The organism is Sutcliffiella halmapala (assembly GCF_002019665.1).
In the GTDB taxonomy this organism is placed as follows: Bacteria; Bacillota; Bacilli; order Bacillales; family Bacillaceae_I; genus Sutcliffiella_A; species Sutcliffiella_A halmapala.
The window spans coordinates 3,899,014-3,916,075 of the sequence record NZ_KV917375.1; the positions used below are offsets into that span (position 1 = coordinate 3,899,014).

Here is a 17,062-nt window from a genome sequence, read left to right on the forward strand (position 1 = left end):
GATTCCTTCTACAAGGTAGAAGGATTGATTTAAGTTATTGGTTGTCCCGCAAAGTGACAGGCAGCATAATGATTCGTTTCGTATTCAACCCACTCTGGCTTTTTTGCTCTACAAATATCCGATACAATCGGACATCTAGTATGAAATGGGCATCCACTTGGTGGGTTTGCTGGATTCGGTAGATCTCCTTTTAGACGAATCCGCTTCCGATTTGAGTGAACGGTTGGTCTTGGTATAGCCGATAACAATGCCTGTGTATATGGGTGTAACGGCTTAGCGAATAATGATTTTACCGATCCAAGCTCGACTGTATTTCCCAAGTACATTACCAACACACGATCACAGAAATAGCGCACTACACCTAAATCATGAGAAATAAATAAGTAAGAAAGATTGTACTTTTCCTGTAGCGTCTTTAGCAGCTTTAAGACCTGCGCTTGTACCGAAACATCCAGTGCAGATACCGCCTCATCACATATAACAAAGGATGGATTTAAAGCAATTGCTCGAGCTATTCCAATACGCTGCCTTTGCCCTCCACTAAATTCATGTGGATATTTATCATAATGCTCTTCCTTTAATCCAACTTCCTGCAATAGCTGTAAGACAGTTTCTTTTTTCTCTTTTGCAGACATATTAGTATGCATCGTAAATACTTCTTCTAAGGCATGTCCTATACGTTGTTTCGGATTTAACGACGCAAAAGGGTCTTGGAAAATCATTTGCATCTGTTTGACAAATTTCAATTTTGCTTTTCTTTTTAAATGCTGAATTTCTGTATCCTGGAAGAATATTTGTCCTTCTGTTAACTCTTCCAATCCTAAAATTACTTTCCCTAACGTTGATTTCCCACAGCCAGATTCTCCCACTACCCCAAGACTTTCTCCCTCAAATAATTGTAAGGAAACATTCTCTACAGCTTTCACGTCACCCTGTTTACGCTTCAGCACCCCTCCAGTTATGGGGAAATATTTCTTTACCCCTCTTAATTCTAGGAGCACCTTGTGCTGAGTTTGTAGTTCTTCACTTTGTTGTTCATTTAACATGACCATTAGTGCACCCACTTTCTAACCAGCAATTAATATGATGGGAATTGGAAAGACTAACTAATGGAGGCTCTGAGGACCTACAGACATCCATCGCAAACTCACACCTTGGATGAAATCTACACCCAGTTATTTCTTCTGTTAAACTCGGTAATGAGCCTTTTATCGGTTCTAGTTCAAAATCCGGATCATCTACGTTCGGAACAGATTTTAATAATCCATTTGTGTATGGATGCTTTGGATTATCAAATATTTCTTCTACCAATCCTTCTTCTACCTTTTTCCCCGCATACATTACCATTACACGATCCGCAACCTCAGCTACTACTCCCATATCATGAGTGATCATCATGACACCCATGTTATATTGTTCTTTTAGGTCATTTATTAAATCTAGTATTTGAGCTTGAATGGTAACATCAAGCGCCGTTGTAGGTTCATCCGCAATTAACAACCCAGGGTTACATGATAAGGCAATAGCAATCATCACCCTTTGCCTCATCCCACCACTTAGTTCATGTGGGTACTGATTCATTCTTTTTTCTGGATAAGGGATACCAACCTGTTTTAATAATTCGATTCCTTGTTTCGTTGCTTCTTTTTTTGATAATTTATGATGGAGCATTAATGGTTCTCTTAATTGAAAACCAACTGTCAATACAGGGTTTAATGCTGTCATCGGCTCTTGAAAAATCATCGATATTTTCGTACCACGTAACTGCCTCATTTTTTCAGGAGAAAGCTGATGAATTTTTTCTCCTTCATAAAGAATTTCTCCATTTGTGATCATTCCGTTGCTTGGCAATAAGCCAATAACTGATAATGAAGTGATACTTTTTCCACAGCCAGATTCCCCTACAATACATAATGTCTCTCCTTTTTGAAGAGAAAAGGAGACATCACGAACAGCAGGCACTAGCCCGTCTGCTGTTCGAAATTCAGTCACAATGTTTTTGACTTCTAGTAATGTCTCTCCCATGGTTCACCCTACTCTCTTATTACGTTTGTTACAGACCATTTACCATTCGGATCTAATTCTAATCCACTGTATGAGCTTTCCAACGCCGCCGTAACAATTCCGTGATTCATTACAATCGCTACGTTTTCTTTAAGCATTAGTTCATTTGCTTGATCTAAATATTTTAAACGCTCTTCTGGGTCAACTGACGTTCTTGAGGATTCTACTAATTTATCGAATTCAGGATTACTGTATTGAGCTCTATTTGATGAACCTACGTTGTCGCTATGGAAATTCGGATAGTAAAATTCAGAACCATCTGCAGTTACATTTGACCAACTCAAGAATGTAATGTCATATTCTCCTACTCTAGCTGCATCTAAAAACGCTGCCCATTCCAATGTTTCAATGTTCACCTTAAAACCTACTTCACTTAATTGCGCTTGAACAATCTCCGCCATTAACTGGAAGTTCCCTCTGTTTGCAGTCAATAACTTAATTGGTCGTTGATCATAGCCGTTTTCTTTTACTAAAGCTTTTGCTGCTTCTACGTCATATGGAGTTCCTGCATTATCCCTAGACTCGTTATAACCAAATACTTTTGGTCCTAGTAAACTATCACTTCTTACTCCTAATCCATTTAATTTCGTAACATATGCATCTCGATCAATCGCACTTGCAACCGCTCTTCTGAATTCTGGGTCTTGATTATCAGGTCTTGAAAAATTGAAGGTTAAGTAGTTCACTGAAGTACCCTCTACTTTTTCAACACTTACGTTTTGCATGCCTTCTATTCTATTAATTTGTTCAGTAGGAAGCTGATCTAGAAATTGTATTTCTCCTGTTTGTAGCATCGAAATGGCAGTAGATACCTCTGGAACAACTTTAAATACTACTTTCTTTAATGCCGGTTCTCCATTTCTATACTCAGGGTTAGATTCAATAACAATTTGATCTCCTGGTACCCAGCTTACAAATTTAAATGGACCCGTACCGACTGGCTCATTCATTAAATCCTGCTTTTGATCCGCCTCAGGACTTACAATCGCAGCATTGGTGTGCGTTAATGCAGTTAAAAATGGACCATATGGATATTTTGTTTTTATTTCTACTGTATACTCGTCTATTACTGTAATAGTATCAACTGGCTCTAACAGAGAAGCACGTGGGGCAGCTGTTGCTGGATCGCGTAATTTATCAAATGTATATTTAACTGCTTCTGCATTAAATGCTGTTCCATCATGGAATTTTACACCTTGTTTTAACTTAAATACCCATGTAGTCGCATCTGGATTCTCGAAAGATTCTGCTAATTGAGGCTCGATTTCCATTGTATCTATATTCCTCTTAAACAACGTCTCATAGATATGTTCCGTAATATTAGCTGACGCAGAATCATTCATTAAAATGGGGGATAAACCAGCTGCATCCGAAATAGTAGCATAAGTTAGCGCCTGATCCCCCTTAGATTTTGAATCCCCACCGGTCGAACTACTTGTAGTTTCTCCTCCAGAACATGCAGCAAGTAGAAGTATTGCCAATAAAGTCGTGAAAAGCATCCAATTTTTTTTCATCGCTATTCCTCTCCATTCTATTATTTAATATCCATATTTGGATCTAATGCATCTCTTAAGCCGTCCCCAACTATATTAAAAGCAAACACTGTTAGCATAATTGCAATCCCCGGTACAACTGTTAGATGTGGGGATGTCCACATGAAGGCTTGTCCTTGAGCAATCATCGCTCCCCATTCTGGAGTTGGTGGCTGAGCCCCTAAGCCTAAATAGCTTAAAGATGCAGTCGATAAGATAGCAGTTGCCATTCGCATTGTAGCAAACACGATAATTGGTGCTATAGCATTTGGTAAAATGTGCTTCAGCATAATCCTTGCATCCGATGCACCTAGTGATCTCATTGCCATGATGTGTTCTTTCCCTTTTATAGAAAGCACAGACCCTCTTACAATTCTTGCACATGATGGGATGGACCAAATACTAATTGCTATAGCTACATTAATTAGGCTTGTTCCTAAAATCGCAATAATAAGCATGGCAAGCAATATTCCTGGAAAAGAAAATAGTAAGTCTACTATTCTCATGATAATTCCATCTAACCTTTTGTAATATCCCGCAAGTAGTCCAAGCGTAACTCCTCCAAGTAAACCTAAACTTACAGCAACAAACCCCACAACAAGTGATATTCTTGCTCCAAATACTATCCTACTCCATACATCTCTTCCATAATTATCTGTCCCTAACCAATGACTCTCACTAAAAACCGGTAATTCACTTGAACCTAGGTTTTGTTTTACAGGATCATGGATAGTAATGAGTGGAGCAAAAATTGCCATTGCAACTTGAATTAAGATGATTATTACTCCGATAACAGCTAGTTTATTTTTTAATAATCTCTTAATTGTTACCGTAAGGATTCTTTCTTTTTTCTTGACCTTTACTGTCTGTGTAGTTGGTAAACTAATAGATGGGTCCATGTTAACCCTCCTTTCTACTGATATTTGATTCTTGGGTCGACATATGTATAAGTAATATCAACAATTAAGTTCACTAATACAAACAAAGTTGCCACCAATAACACAGACCCTTGAACCATTGGAAAATCTCGAGATGCAATTGCATCAACCATCAACCTTCCCACTCCATTTATTGCAAATACTTTTTCGGTAATAATTGTTCCACCTAATAGGAAACCAAAGTTCAAACCAATTACAGTTATGACAGGGATCATGGCGTTTTTTAAGGTGTGTATCCAAATTACATTTCGTTCTTTTATCCCTTTGGCTCTTGCTGTACGAACATAATCCGCTTTTACTACTTCTAAAATAGAAGACCTTGCCATTCTAGCAATCATCGCTGCGGATCCTGTCCCTAAAGTAATTGCTGGTAAAATCAATTGCTTAAAGCCCTCCGCTGTGTAAAATGGCTCTGACAATCCGCCGACTGGTAACCATTGTAGATTCACTGCAAATACCAATATTAACAATGCACCAAGCCAAAAATTAGGTATTGAAATTCCAGCAAGCGCAATTGTTGTAGAAGTAACATCTAACCAAGAATTGTGCTTTAATGCAGAAATAAGTCCAGCTACTATTCCAATTACAATAGCTACTACCATACTAGCAATTGCTAGTTTTATAGTATTGGGAAACCTTACACTTATAGCTTCAAAAACTGGTTGGCGAGTTTGATAAGAATAACCAAAATCACCCTGAACTACATTTGAAATGTAACTTACATACTGAGTTATAAAAGGATCATTCAAACCTAAGTTTTCTCTTATTGCTTCTAAATCCGATTCTGTTGCAGTTGGTCCCCCAATCATCGCCGCAGGATCGCCAGGGGCAATATACATAGAAGAAAACACCAAAAAAGAAATACCAATTAATAGAAACACTAGTTGGATAAATCTTCTGACAATCATCGCAACCAAAATATCCCTCCTCATAAATCATTTGTTAACCATATACTCTAATATGATTACTTTTTGTTTATAAATATTTAAAAATGATTATATATTACGAAAAAGTATAAATCTATAGAAAATTTAGTTTTTTAATAAAAAAGCTGAATTTATTTCCTTTTGTTAAACATTTACACGAAAAACAAAACAAATCGTAATCTATAATAAAAAATAAAACCCATGAAGAAACAAATTGTTGTTAGCGGTTACAAATCATTTCGATTCTCAAACAAAAAAACCCATCATAAATGATGAGTTTTTTTATTAATATAGTATTTTTGCTATTTCATACATTTTGTAAAGATTATAGCTTTAGTCCTCTTCTGCTTTTAAAGCGTCGAAGCAAAATATGACTTTCAACACGAGTTATTCCGTCTAACGAATACAGTTCTTCATTAATAAATCTTTCTAGTGCATTAAAGTTATCTACTAATACATGCATATGTAAGGTAGATGGCCCTGTCATTTGATAACAACTTGCAACGCTGGGATTATCTGCTAATGTTTCCGCTACTTTTACAAGCGAACTAGGTTCACAATCTATTTCGAAAAATGCAGAGACATTTTTTCCTACTTTTTCACTATTTACAACAACTGTATATTGCTCTATTATTCCATCTTCTACTAATTTATTTACTCTTTCTCTAACAGCTACTCGTGATAATCCTAAATGTTTCCCAATTTCCACATAAGATAACCGGCCATTTTCTATGAGTAATTGTAGTATATTTTTATCAATATTATCCATATACCAACCCTCCCCATTTATACAAAACTAAAAGTATTATATTATAATTTCCAACAAAAAGAAATAATTATTCTCTCATTGTTTTCTTTTTGTCTGATTTTCACCCACCTTATTTTCTATATGAATATATTTTTTTTCATGTTGTACTGAAAAAATTAATGAGAGAATTTTTTATTCTTGTCTAATCTCCCAAAACCCTCCAAATGAAAATCCTCTTTACACATTTCTGTACAGGTCAATATACCTACTTCTCTAATCCTCTCAATCTGGACCATTCCCTCCGTTCTTTTCAACATAATATAAAAATAAAAATAAATTGTTAATATTCTTTCACTATGAGAAATAGTTGGCTGGTTTTTCAGTGTCTTGCTGCTACACTGTTCTTATATTAGTCATAGATGAATATGAATGAATTGGAAAAACTTTGTACTCTTGGAGGAATTCTTATGATAAATTTTGCTTTTTTCAGTGGAGTTGTTACCATGATCAGTGATTTTGTAATGAGTCCGAATGGAGAAGCTGAAGGCTGTTATAAACAGTTTTCTGTTGAAAACGGCGCAGGGTCAATGGTCAATTTTATCGTGTCACCCACCACTTACTTTATCGATCATGCAAGAGTCTCAATAGGAGATAGAATTACAGGCTATCATGACGCAAATGCACCAGTCCCTCTGATTTATCCCCCTCGATATAACGCGCTAATTATCGTAAAAGAAAACAACAGCCAAAATGTAAAGGTGGACTATTTCAATGAACAGCTCGTGAGCAGAGATGGACAATTGAAGCTGAACATCTCCCTTTATACTCAAATCCTAATAGCTAATGGACAGCCATTTACAGGAAACCTTGCCAACCGAAACCTGATTGTGATCTATGGTCCTGCCACCAAAAGTATTCCAGCTCAGACTATGCCTTATAAAGTTATTGTTTGGTGTTAAGAGAAAAGCACTACACGTTTTATGAAGAAAAAGATAGAGGCTGGGACATTAATTAAATCCCCATCTCTATTTACGAACGATTTAATCTAAATGCCCTTTTAAAGTACACTTTTGATTTTTAGAGTACCTAGCTGTTGATTGGAGCACAAGGCGAAGACTCCTTGCTTAGAGGTAGCGTTTTGTGGAGACCCCACAGGCAAAGCCGAGGAGGCTCCACAAGCGCCCTCTGGATAAGCGAAGCCTTGGGCGGAAATCAACAGCGGTGTTTAACAGAGCCAAACTAAAATAATCCGAACTAATGCAAAACTCTACTTAGAATTTCGCATAATAGTTCGGATTTTTCTTTAACAAATATTCTTTTGTCCCAGCCTCTTCTGTGCTTTGAATGTATCAAGTCGGTTCTTAGGAGAAGTTTCTTGTTGTTAAAAAAAAGCTTCCCATTTCCATCGTATTTATGTTAACTTATTTTAATAAAAGGTTAACATAAAAGGAGAATTCGAGATGGTTGGAAGAAATGAAAAATTAAGAATGTTAATATTATGTTCGATGTTTGCTGCCATTACCGCTGTATTAGCTCAAGTAGAGATCCCATTACCTATTGTACCAATTAGTGGACAAACACTTGCAGTAGGTCTGGCCGCAACGATTCTGGGTAGTAGATATGGGGCTACCTCGATGGTTTGCTACGTGGCACTTGGAGCAGTCGGATTACCAGTGTTTGCCGAAATGAAGGCTGGGTTTTCGATACTTGTCGGTCCTACAGGAGGATACATATTTGGCTTTATTTTAACTGCATTTATAACTGGACTCATTTTGGAGAAAACATCCTTTACACTTAAAATGGCGATGATTGCTAACACAGTCGGAATGATTATCACCTTATTGATGGGGACGATTCAATTAAAACTCGTACTAGATTTCACATGGTCTCAAGCATTAGCAGTAGGAGTCTATCCATTCATTGCTGTTGGACTTATTAAGGCCTTTTTAGCCAGTTGGATTGGAATTACTGTGAGACAACGATTAGTGCAAGCGAACTTGCTACAAGTAAAAAAAGATTTCGCAGCCTAACTACCATATTTTTTTACAAAAAAAGCTTGGAGAAGGCGTGCACTTCTTCTCCAAGCTTTTGTAACATACTTTTTTCACCTGATGGCACTATATTAGGTGAATTAAAATCCATTTCTTTATTTTAACTCTTTCATTAATTTCGTAAGCTCTTTAAATCTTTGATCAAGTTCCTTGTATTCTTTGTTTTGAGGAGACATGAAACTAAGCTTCCCTAAAACTTCTTGCATCTCTGTTTCGATTTGTAAGCGAGTTTCTTCCATATTTTTTGTACCTTTATCTTTATCAACCTTAACTACATCTAATTGTTTATGAACAGTATAGTTCGAAATAATAAGGTTTTGATTAGTCGTCTTTTCTAAGAAATACCGGTCATGCGATACCACTAATAGCGTACCCTTATATTGTGCTAACGTTTCTTCCAGTTGTTCGCGTGAGGGTAGGTCTAGATGGTTGGTTGGTTCATCTAAAATAAGCACATCTTTATCTTCTAAAATATACTTCATTAGCTTGCACTTTACACGCTCACCCATACTCATATTTAGAATTGGTTCTGTCCATTGTGAAGCCATAAATCCTAAATGCTTCATTAAATTTTGAACCCGCCCTCTTTCATGAAACGTTTCTCGATAAAAAAGCTCTGCTGGAGTTTGTTCAAGCGGTAAATCAAAGACCTCTTGTGTTAAATAACCAATATTGGCGGAAGGTGAAATCCACACCTCTCCATTAGCACTTTCTTGTCCAAGGAATACCTTTAATAATGTGGTTTTACCGCTACCATTTGGACCTGTGATTGCAACCTTTTCACCATGCTGTATCGTAAAATTAGTATCTTTAAATAAAATTCTTTCACCAAATGATTTGGCCAAATTTTTTACTTCTAAAAAGCGTTTACCTACTTTATTATTTGCTTTCATGGAGAAACGTACTTGATAATCTGGCTCGACTGCCTCAACATTCATTTTCTCGAGTTCTTTTTCAAGACGTTTTTGCTTTGATTTCACTTGGGCATCCATACGTTTTGCTTTTACACGATAATATTCTTTCACTCCTTCTTGCTTCGTCGATTGCGCATGCGCCTTATGTGACCATGAAGTTAGCTCCTTCATCTGTCCTTCAATTCGTTCGGCCATTTTCTGTTTTTTCTCATATTCGCGCTGTTGTGTAAGTCTTTTTTGATCACGAAATTTCATGTAACTCGAGTAGTTACCCTTGTGACTTACTACCGATTTATTTTCGATAGACCATATTTTCGTTGCTACTTCATCTAAGAAAAATCGGTCATGAGATACTAGAATAATCGTACCTCGATGACTTTTAATCAATTTCGTCAGGTACTGTAAGCTTTGATCATCAAGATGGTTTGTCGGTTCATCCAGTAGTAAAAGATCTGTATCTTGAGAAAATCCTTTTGCTAGTCGAGCCTTTAATCTTTCTCCACCACTTAAACTAGAGAAGTCATGAGTCGGAACATTCCACTGCTCTAAAAGGTTCGCTTCCTTAGAAGAAATATCCTCAAAAGAATAAGATTCTATTTCTTGTACTACCATCGTGATATCCATTCCACTATGGAGCCATGTTAATTGTCCTTCTGATGGTAATAAGTCACCGGTCAATAGCTTCAGCAGCGTTGATTTCCCTGCTCCGTTTTTACCAATAATTCCGATTACATCTCCTTGCTGCACATTTGAGTTAACTTTCTCAAAAAGGACGTTTTCATTTATCTCTACACTTACATTCTGTAATAACAATAATTCTTTCATACATACCTACCCCCTATGCTTGAGAGGATAAAAAAATCCTCCCAAATAATTTTGGAAGGATTAGTCGCATACTTGACGTATGTTCAATATAACCATACTTAAATAAGCCATTTAGCGTGAACGCTAAAACCGTATTTAGAGAAATGGGCAGACTAATCCTAAGTTTTTTATTATCTGAAATATGCTATTTCAAATTTAAAAATTTAGGTTAGTTATCCATCGTCCACCCATCATCCCTTTCGTTTTTATTACCGCGATTGTAACATGTATAAATCTAGCAAGCAAGTTAACTTGTAATAAATGGCACAAGGCTACTTCAATTGAATCGCATGCTAGCCAATACTCCTTTTATAAGACTTTAGATTCAAAAAAAATTTTCTACAAAGTCAACAAATTTTTTGACAGCTGGTGATAAATATTGATCTTTTCTCCATTGCAGCCCAACTTCCCAGTTCCAGCCCTCTTCTTGTATAGGCAGCCAAACTAGCCCATCCAAGGTCAAGCCTGGCGTCTTTGGTAACATCGAAACACCCAGTCCAGCCGCGACGAATCCTGCTACAGTAGTTAAATCTTCCACTTCATAAGAAGCAGAAAGTTCTGTTCCTGACTGCTGGAAACAGGATTCCAGGGTAGCTTTTAAACCACAGCTTTTTTTCAATCCAATATAGTTCTCATTCGCCAACTCATGAATGCTAAGTGATGATTTAGTCGCAAACTTGTGGTCATTCGGAACAATAATATAGAGCGAATCGGTAATCAGTGATAGCCATTCATAATCCTTTGAAATTGGTTTTGATGAAGTGATAATAAGATCACTTTTTCCTTGATCTAGCGCGGTACTTATGAAGGCATGGTTCCCTTGCTCTAACTCAAATTTGATTTTTGGATACATTTTAAGATAATTCCTTACCAACATAGGAACTAAGTCAGCTCCCAAAATGTTAAGAAATACAATGCTAATTAGTCCTGTTTCTGGATTTGACCATTCCTCAATTGCTTGTTTTCCATTTTCAAGCTCTTGCAATGCTCGCTCGACTTTTTCGGAGAATAACCGACCAAAACGGTTCAATTGAACATTCCGACCTTTACGCTCGAATAATGGAACACCTAACTCACTTTCCAGTTTCGAGATTGCCTGACTAAGGGCTGGTTGTGTAATGGAAAGAACTTCAGAAGCTTTTGTCATGTGTTGAAGTCGCGCTACAGTAAGAAAGTAATCTAGTTGAGTGAGTTCCATATCATCGCCCTATTCTAATTCATAATTATTTGTTATTAGTCTCATTAAAATAATAAATTAGACGCCAAACTTGGTCAATGTTAGACTCGACACAAGAAATAAAAACAGCTGCTTGAAGGGGATGAGGAATATGGAGGCACCTACAGCAAAGATTCGCAGATAAGGTCATATTCTTTTTCCACTTTCCCCTGAGAATTTTGAGCTTTTCGCTATAATTATCGTCAGTTATTCTTCCAAATAAAGAAAAAAATTATTAATACACTATTAGTGATAGGAGAGGATTGTATGAGCAAAACCATTTTTATTACGGGAACAAGTTCTGGGTTAGGAAAATTAACAGCAATTCATTTTGCCAAAATGGGATGGAACGTAGCCGCAACAATGCGGACACCAGAAAATGAATTAGAGTTGATCAAATATCCTAACATAAAAATTTTCAAGCTAGACGTTACAAATCTGGAGCAGGTTCAATCGGCCGTTGATCAAGCCATTACCACCTTTGGCCGAATCGATGTGGTTGTCAATAATGCCGGACTAGGTTCTTACGGGCCATTGGAATTAGCTACAGAAGAAACGATTGACTGGCAGTTTGCCGTTAACACTCGAGGTCCAATCAATGTGATTCGTAAATTCTTGCCGCATTTTAGAGCTAACGACGGAGGCATGTTCATTAATATTAGCTCATTTATGGGTGTTACAACTGCCGTACCGCTTGGTTCACTCTATAATATGTCCAAGTTTGCTTTGGAGGGCTTAACAGAAGGACTTTACTACGAATTAAAACCGTTGAATATTGAGCTTAGGTTAATAGAACAAGGAGGTTCATCCGGAAACAATTTCAAAAATAACATCATTTGGAATAACAATGAAACGATATCGGCTTATGATACACTGATGAACAAAGTGGAAACTCTGATGGCGAACACCCCAGATGCTCAATTAGACGATCCACAGACAATCGTAAATGCCATCGCAGGTCTTGCAACAGGAAAGAGCAAGCAATTCCGTACCGTGATTGGCCAAGCGGGGAATGAGTTATTGGCGCTTCGTAACTCCATCCCCATTGAACAATATCTAGAAAAAATCGCACAACAATATGATTGACCCAGAGGAATCAGACTAACAGGCTTAATTGAAACAAGGCATCCTCTAACTCCCATAAAAATAAAACAGAGCTAATCAGCTCTGTTTTATTTTCCTTGCTGCATCTCCTTCTCTCCATAAAGCTCGTCAAGATGCTGTAGATGGGTTACTCCCCACTCATGCATCGTTTCTAATAATGGCATTAAGCTCTTTCCATAATCAGTTATCGAATATTCAACCTTTGGCGGAATTTGTGCATAGACCTTACGATTAATAATATCGTGATATTCTAGTTCCCTTAATTGACTCGTAAGCATTTTCTTCGTTATCCCAGGGATTAGACGTTGCAGTTCACTAAACCGTAGAGTTTCTTTGTGAAGTATATGATAAAGAATCACAGGCTTCCATTTTCCAACAAGAATAACAAGCGCTGCCTCAACCGTACCATTACAATCTTCCGTCATCTCGCCACTCCTCTTAAGGTATCCTTTTGTATACTATGACACATTAATGTGCCTACTTCCAACAACTATTCTTAGGGATTATTATAACCATAGAAACTAAATGAGAACAAGAAGGAGTGATTACAAATATATAAACTATTTGAATTCAAAAAAATTAATCAAAAGTATTAGTTGAAACACTTATTGTTCGATTTTTAAAGGGAGATACCAGCTGAGAATGAATGGTGGTATAACAAATGAGCATTTTAAAGAAAATATTTGGAGCACAAACTAAGGAGGAAGAAACAATGTCAAATGGAAATTTAAATATCGGAATTATTTTAGGAAGTACACGCGATGGTCGAGTAAGTCCTCAAGTTGGAGAGTGGGTAAAAGGAATAGCGGAAAAACGAGAAGATGCAAACTATGAAATCGTAGATATCGCTGACTTTCAATTACCATTTTTAGGAACGACAGACGGCACAGAACCTGGAATTGGAGCATGGAATGAGAAGCTTGCTAGCTTAGATGGATTCGTATTCATCGTGCAGGAATACAATCACAGTATTACAGGAGCATTAAAAAATGCACTTGATTTTGCTCGCGAAGCTTGGAATAACAAAGCAGCAGGGATCGTAAGTTATGGATCAACTGGTGGAGCTCGTGCGGCTGAGCATTTACGTGGAATTATGGGTGAATTAATGATTGCGGACGTTCGCGTACATCCTACATTTTCCTTATTCACTGACTTTGAAAACTATACTACGTTCAAGCCAGCTGAACTACATCAAAAAAATGTGAATGAAATGCTCGCCCAAGTGAATGCTTGGAGCGGTGCATTAAAAACCTTACGAAAATAAGTCATTTGTGGATTAAATAGCATTATCAGAAGCCTATAATACTGCTTCTGATATGCTACACTTTCACCACTTTTGCTACTCCATTTTCTTTGTTCTTATGCTTTACTCTTTGAGTTTGTCCCTAATTTTCTAAGAAAGACGAGGAAACAAAGTTCACTACTCAGATAATAAACCGATGATTTATTGCATGATAAATTTGCTAGAAATATAAAAAGCCGATCTCCTAAAAAGGAAATCGGCTTCTTTCCTAACTATTTCACAATGCTTTTTAAAATATTTTCAATAATTTGCTCGTTAGCAATCGTACCAGTGTATAACCAGCTTTCATCAGGAGAAAATTCATGAACATTTCCAGCTTTTACAGCCGGGATGCTTTTCCATAGTGCCTCACTTAATGTTGCAGAGCTAGAAGCTTCACTATTAATTAAGAATAAATGTTCCGCGTCTAGTTCAACAAGTTTCTCTAATGAAATTTCACTCCAATTTCCAGTAGCGCTAGCAGAAATTTCTTTTACTACCGCAGGAACTTCCAAACCTAAATCACCGTACATTACGGCACCACTTGATAAGTTTTCACTAACCATAAAGAATTTGCCACCTACTAACCAAACCGCTGCAACAGAAGGATTTCCTACTTCTGAGCTAATGGTTTCCTTAGCCTGTGCCGCTTTCTCATCATATTGATCTAACGCCTGTTGCGCTTCTTTTTCCTTACCAAATACTTGTCCAACGCGAATTAATTCATCACGCCAGTCGTTATTTACCTCAGTACCAATTACATAGGTTGGCGCAATTTTACTATATTGCTCATACTTCCCGCCTTCTACCATACTAGCAGAATCCATAATGATTAAGTCAGGGTTCATTTCTTGTACAGCTTCAAATGGAAGATCATGTGGAATCGTTGGAATTCCATTCAGATCATTTTGTAAATACCCCTGGATGCTTGCTCCATCATTGACACTCCACTGTGCCACAGGCTTAATGCCAAGCGCCACAAGATTATCCTCTAGATAAGTTGCAATAACACGTTCCGGGTTAATGGGAACCTCAATCTCATTTCCCATTGCATCAGTTAATGTTCTTGTTGTTGCTTCCTGTGATGTCTCTTCTGATTGGTTTGTTTCTTCTTGATCAGAAGCTTCTTGTTTAGAAGTTTCTTCTCCACAGGCTGCTAAAGATAGTGTTAATACTCCAGCTCCAATAATCTGTATAAATTTTTTCATTTTTACTCCGTTAAGCATTACGAATCCCCCTACAAGTATGATAGAATAATATTTATCAGTGATAACGATTATCGTTTTCATTAAAATATATTATTCTATTATTGTCAATCATTATTTTTTGGAGCGTACATAACTATGAAGGAAAATACCGGAATCAATTCATCTACCCCAAAACAGAGAGTTCTTCGGATAAGCTTATTAATTAGTGGTGTCATTGGTTTGTTTATATCCATTGTTATTTCTATCAATTTTGGGGCTGCATCTTTAGGCTACCGTGATGTATTAAATGCTTTATTTGATTTTGACCCAGATAATTCTGCCCATATTATTATTCGCGAGTTACGATTTCCTCGTGCTATTGCCGCGGTTTCTGTAGGAGCTGCGTTAGCTGTATCAGGGGCTATTATGCAAGGAATGACACGGAATCCGCTGGCCTCCCCCTCCATAATGGGAGTGACAAGCGGCTCTGCCTTTTTCATTGCGCTTGCCCTTGCCATCATCCCAGGGATTACCTACCTCGGATTAATGACATTTTCATTTATTGGAGCTGGAGTAGGTTCCTTATTAGTCTTTGGGATTACATCGTTTTCTAGGGGGGGAATAACTCCCGTTAAGTTGGCGTTAGCTGGTTCAGCAATTACAGCATTGCTTAGCTCGCTCTCAACAGCGATTGGACTTAAGTTTAACATTTCAAAGGATATTAGCTATTGGTTTGCTGGTGGCGTCTCAAGCGTCCAGCCGCAGCATATTTTCTTTGCTCTACCTTTCATCGTTGCAGGTCTCGTTTTTGCCTTAATCCTTTCTCGCTCGATTTCAATTCTTAGCTTAGGTGAAGAAGTGGCAAAAGGTTTGGGCCAAAGTACCACTGCCGTCAAATTCTCAGGAATGATTGTTGTATTATTGTTAACAGGAGCGGCGGTGTCGATTGCCGGAATGATAGGATTTGTCGGGTTAGTTATTCCACATATTACAAGATTTTTAGTAGGAACAGATTATCGATGGATCATCCCTACTTCAGCCGTATTAGGCGGAGTTCTATTACTTACAGCCGATATAGTCGGCCGGATGGTGAACGCACCGTTTGAAACCCCTGTCGGAGCAATTACAAGCATCATCGGTGTACCCTTTTTCCTATATTTAGCTCGTAAGGAAGGAAGGGGATTATAATGAAAAAATTTAACACCTTGCTAATTTCAACATTAATTCTGATCGTTATTATGGGAGTCATCAGCATCAATGCCGGCCAAATTAAGATTCCTTTTATGGATGTATTTGCTACCTTATTTGGAAATGGTACCGCTCAAAATGAATTAACAATCTTTCAATTTCGGTTACCTCGCATCATCCTCGCAATTCTTGTTGGTGCTGGGGTCGCGGTTTCAGGGGCGATTCTTCAGGGTATCTCTCAAAATCCATTAGCTGATCCTGGTATTTTGGGCATCAATTCAGGAGCTGGCCTTGCTGTCGTCCTCTATATGTTCTTTTTTCAAGGAACTAGCTTTTTCAATGGCTCGATAGCGATATTTATCATGCCGTTTACTGCGTTAGTAGGTGCTTTCTTTGCAGCATTTTTAATCTATGTTTTATCTTGGAAAAACGGCCGGGTGACACCTGTTAGACTTTTATTAGTCGGAATTGGAATTAATGCAGCATTCGGTTCTGGTTTGATTATTTTCCAAATGAAAATGGAACCATTGAATTTCATGAAGGCGATTATCTGGCTATCAGGTACAATCTGGGGAACCAATTGGACATTTGTTTGGGCATTACTTCCTTGGCTCATCCTATTAATTCCCATAGCAATCTATAAATCAAGAGTATTAGATATCTTGCGACTCAGCGATCCAATCGCGATTGGCGTAGGTGTACGAATCGAAAGAGAACGGAGATTACTCCTTCTTATTTCCGTCGCGCTTGCAGGTGCCTGTGTTTCTGTTGGTGGAGGCATCACGTTTCTTGGCTTAATTGCGCCGCATATTACCAGAAGATTAATAGGAGCTAATCATGCAAAAGTACTTCCGCTAACAGCAGTTCTTGGTGCCTTACTTCTTCTATCAGCCGACACCATCGGGCGAGTCATTATGGCGCCAGTAGAACTACCAGTCGGAATCGTCGTCTCTATTTTGGGTGCACCTTACTTTATTTATTTACTCATTAAAAATGTGTAGAAAATTCCCTGTTCAGCTACATCAGGATTGAATAATTATTTACAAAT

At 37.6% G+C, this 17,062-nt stretch carries 16 protein-coding genes; 6 read left to right on the forward strand and 10 right to left on the reverse strand.

From position 1 onward, the window contains the following. Nucleotides 1–29: 29 nt before the first annotated feature. The 6 genes from BK580_RS19200 to BK580_RS19225 all read right to left on the reverse strand — a co-directional run bounded on the left by BK580_RS19200 (nucleotide 30) and on the right by BK580_RS19225 (nucleotide 6,229). Entirely contained in the window at nucleotides 30–1,052 is a 1,023-nt protein-coding gene (locus BK580_RS19200; protein ID WP_078381885.1) for an ABC transporter ATP-binding protein, read from the reverse strand. Beyond that, on the reverse strand, nucleotides 1,036–2,025 hold the full coding sequence (locus tag BK580_RS19205; RefSeq protein WP_078381886.1) for an ABC transporter ATP-binding protein: 990 nt from the start codon (nucleotides 2,023–2,025) through the stop codon (nucleotides 1,036–1,038). Before BK580_RS19205 ends, BK580_RS19200 begins: the two co-directional genes overlap by 17 nt. An 8-nt stretch (nucleotides 2,026–2,033) precedes the next feature. After that, nucleotides 2,034–3,578 carry an ABC transporter substrate-binding protein gene (locus tag BK580_RS19210; RefSeq protein WP_078381887.1) on the reverse strand — a complete coding sequence of 515 codons (1,545 nt, stop codon included), beginning with the start codon at nucleotides 3,576–3,578 and terminating at the stop codon, nucleotides 2,034–2,036. Between the two features lie 20 nt (nucleotides 3,579–3,598). Further along, nucleotides 3,599–4,495 (reverse strand): ABC transporter permease, encoded by an 897-nt coding sequence (locus tag BK580_RS19215; RefSeq protein ID WP_078381888.1) that lies wholly within the window; start codon nucleotides 4,493–4,495, stop codon nucleotides 3,599–3,601. A 14-nt stretch (nucleotides 4,496–4,509) separates the two neighbouring features. Continuing rightward, nucleotides 4,510–5,451, reverse strand: coding sequence for a nickel ABC transporter permease (nikB, locus tag BK580_RS19220; RefSeq protein WP_078381889.1), 942 nt, complete (start codon nucleotides 5,449–5,451; stop codon nucleotides 4,510–4,512). A gap of 334 nt (nucleotides 5,452–5,785) precedes the next feature. After that, complete coding sequence (locus BK580_RS19225; RefSeq protein WP_078381890.1) at nucleotides 5,786–6,229, reverse strand: Lrp/AsnC family transcriptional regulator; 444 nt, start codon at nucleotides 6,227–6,229, stop codon at nucleotides 5,786–5,788. A gap of 446 nt (nucleotides 6,230–6,675) precedes the next feature. Here BK580_RS19225 and BK580_RS19230 point away from each other — a divergent pair, with 446 nt between their 5' ends. Further along, on the forward strand, nucleotides 6,676–7,167 hold the full coding sequence (locus BK580_RS19230) for a hypothetical protein (RefSeq protein WP_078381891.1): 492 nt from the start codon (nucleotides 6,676–6,678) through the stop codon (nucleotides 7,165–7,167). Nucleotides 7,168–7,668: 501 nt separating this feature from the next. Next, nucleotides 7,669–8,238, forward strand: a complete 570-nt coding sequence (locus BK580_RS19235; RefSeq protein ID WP_078381892.1) for a biotin transporter BioY — start codon at nucleotides 7,669–7,671, stop codon at nucleotides 8,236–8,238. 116 nt (nucleotides 8,239–8,354) lie between these two features. Here the strand turns inward: BK580_RS19235 and abc-f are convergent, their stop codons facing one another. Next, complete coding sequence (abc-f, locus tag BK580_RS19240; protein ID WP_078381893.1) at nucleotides 8,355–9,998, reverse strand: ribosomal protection-like ABC-F family protein; 1,644 nt, start codon at nucleotides 9,996–9,998, stop codon at nucleotides 8,355–8,357. A 364-nt stretch (nucleotides 9,999–10,362) separates the two neighbouring features. Beyond that, on the reverse strand, nucleotides 10,363–11,235 hold the full coding sequence (locus BK580_RS19245; RefSeq protein WP_078381894.1) for a LysR family transcriptional regulator: 873 nt from the start codon (nucleotides 11,233–11,235) through the stop codon (nucleotides 10,363–10,365). Nucleotides 11,236–11,520: 285 nt separating this feature from the next. On the opposite strand from BK580_RS19245, the gene BK580_RS19250 reads away from it, so the two are divergent. Then, nucleotides 11,521–12,339 carry an SDR family oxidoreductase gene (locus tag BK580_RS19250; protein WP_078381895.1) on the forward strand — a complete coding sequence of 273 codons (819 nt, stop codon included), beginning with the start codon at nucleotides 11,521–11,523 and terminating at the stop codon, nucleotides 12,337–12,339. 86 nt (nucleotides 12,340–12,425) lie between these two features. Here BK580_RS19250 and BK580_RS19255 read toward each other — a convergent pair whose 3' ends face one another. Continuing rightward, nucleotides 12,426–12,782, reverse strand: a complete 357-nt coding sequence (locus BK580_RS19255) for a winged helix-turn-helix transcriptional regulator (RefSeq protein WP_078381896.1) — start codon at nucleotides 12,780–12,782, stop codon at nucleotides 12,426–12,428. Between the two features lie 236 nt (nucleotides 12,783–13,018). On the opposite strand from BK580_RS19255, the gene BK580_RS19260 reads away from it, so the two are divergent. Continuing rightward, complete coding sequence (locus BK580_RS19260) at nucleotides 13,019–13,621, forward strand: NADPH-dependent FMN reductase (protein WP_078381897.1); 603 nt, start codon at nucleotides 13,019–13,021, stop codon at nucleotides 13,619–13,621. A gap of 251 nt (nucleotides 13,622–13,872) precedes the next feature. Here the strand turns inward: BK580_RS19260 and BK580_RS19265 are convergent, their stop codons facing one another. Next, the gene (locus BK580_RS19265; protein ID WP_078381898.1) at nucleotides 13,873–14,865 is read right to left on the reverse strand and encodes an ABC transporter substrate-binding protein; all 993 of its coding nucleotides are present in this window, start codon (nucleotides 14,863–14,865) and stop codon (nucleotides 13,873–13,875) included. A 117-nt stretch (nucleotides 14,866–14,982) separates the two neighbouring features. On the opposite strand from BK580_RS19265, the gene BK580_RS19270 reads away from it, so the two are divergent. Both BK580_RS19270 and BK580_RS19275 read left to right on the forward strand, forming a co-directional pair. Further along, nucleotides 14,983–16,014 (forward strand): FecCD family ABC transporter permease, encoded by a 1,032-nt coding sequence (locus tag BK580_RS19270; protein ID WP_078381899.1) that lies wholly within the window; start codon nucleotides 14,983–14,985, stop codon nucleotides 16,012–16,014. Next, entirely contained in the window at nucleotides 16,014–17,015 is a 1,002-nt protein-coding gene (locus BK580_RS19275; protein WP_078381900.1) for a FecCD family ABC transporter permease, read from the forward strand. Before BK580_RS19270 ends, BK580_RS19275 begins: the two co-directional genes overlap by 1 nt. The last annotated feature ends 47 nt before the right edge of the window (nucleotides 17,016–17,062 follow it).

Excerpts from the sequence above, each read along its gene's own strand:
- BK580_RS19200 (WP_078381885.1), bottom strand. The coding sequence starts at position 1,052 with ATGGTCATGTTAAATGAACAACAAAGTGAAGAACTACAAACTCAGCAC.
- BK580_RS19205 (WP_078381886.1), bottom strand. The coding sequence starts at position 2,025 with ATGGGAGAGACATTACTAGAAGTCAAAAACATTGTGACTGAATTTCGA.
- BK580_RS19210 (WP_078381887.1), bottom strand. The coding sequence starts at position 3,578 with ATGAAAAAAAATTGGATGCTTTTCACGACTTTATTGGCAATACTTCTA.
- BK580_RS19215 (WP_078381888.1), bottom strand. The coding sequence starts at position 4,495 with ATGGACCCATCTATTAGTTTACCAACTACACAGACAGTAAAGGTCAAG.
- BK580_RS19225 (WP_078381890.1), bottom strand. The coding sequence starts at position 6,229 with ATGGATAATATTGATAAAAATATACTACAATTACTCATAGAAAATGGC.
- BK580_RS19230 (WP_078381891.1), top strand. The coding sequence starts at position 6,676 with ATGATAAATTTTGCTTTTTTCAGTGGAGTTGTTACCATGATCAGTGAT.
- BK580_RS19235 (WP_078381892.1), top strand. The coding sequence starts at position 7,669 with ATGGTTGGAAGAAATGAAAAATTAAGAATGTTAATATTATGTTCGATG.
- abc-f (WP_078381893.1), bottom strand. The coding sequence starts at position 9,998 with ATGAAAGAATTATTGTTATTACAGAATGTAAGTGTAGAGATAAATGAA.
- BK580_RS19245 (WP_078381894.1), bottom strand. The coding sequence starts at position 11,235 with ATGGAACTCACTCAACTAGATTACTTTCTTACTGTAGCGCGACTTCAA.
- BK580_RS19250 (WP_078381895.1), top strand. The coding sequence starts at position 11,521 with ATGAGCAAAACCATTTTTATTACGGGAACAAGTTCTGGGTTAGGAAAA.
- BK580_RS19255 (WP_078381896.1), bottom strand. The coding sequence starts at position 12,782 with ATGACGGAAGATTGTAATGGTACGGTTGAGGCAGCGCTTGTTATTCTT.
- BK580_RS19260 (WP_078381897.1), top strand. The coding sequence starts at position 13,019 with ATGAGCATTTTAAAGAAAATATTTGGAGCACAAACTAAGGAGGAAGAA.
- BK580_RS19265 (WP_078381898.1), bottom strand. The coding sequence starts at position 14,865 with ATGCTTAACGGAGTAAAAATGAAAAAATTTATACAGATTATTGGAGCT.
- BK580_RS19270 (WP_078381899.1), top strand. The coding sequence starts at position 14,983 with ATGAAGGAAAATACCGGAATCAATTCATCTACCCCAAAACAGAGAGTT.
- BK580_RS19275 (WP_078381900.1), top strand. The coding sequence starts at position 16,014 with ATGAAAAAATTTAACACCTTGCTAATTTCAACATTAATTCTGATCGTT.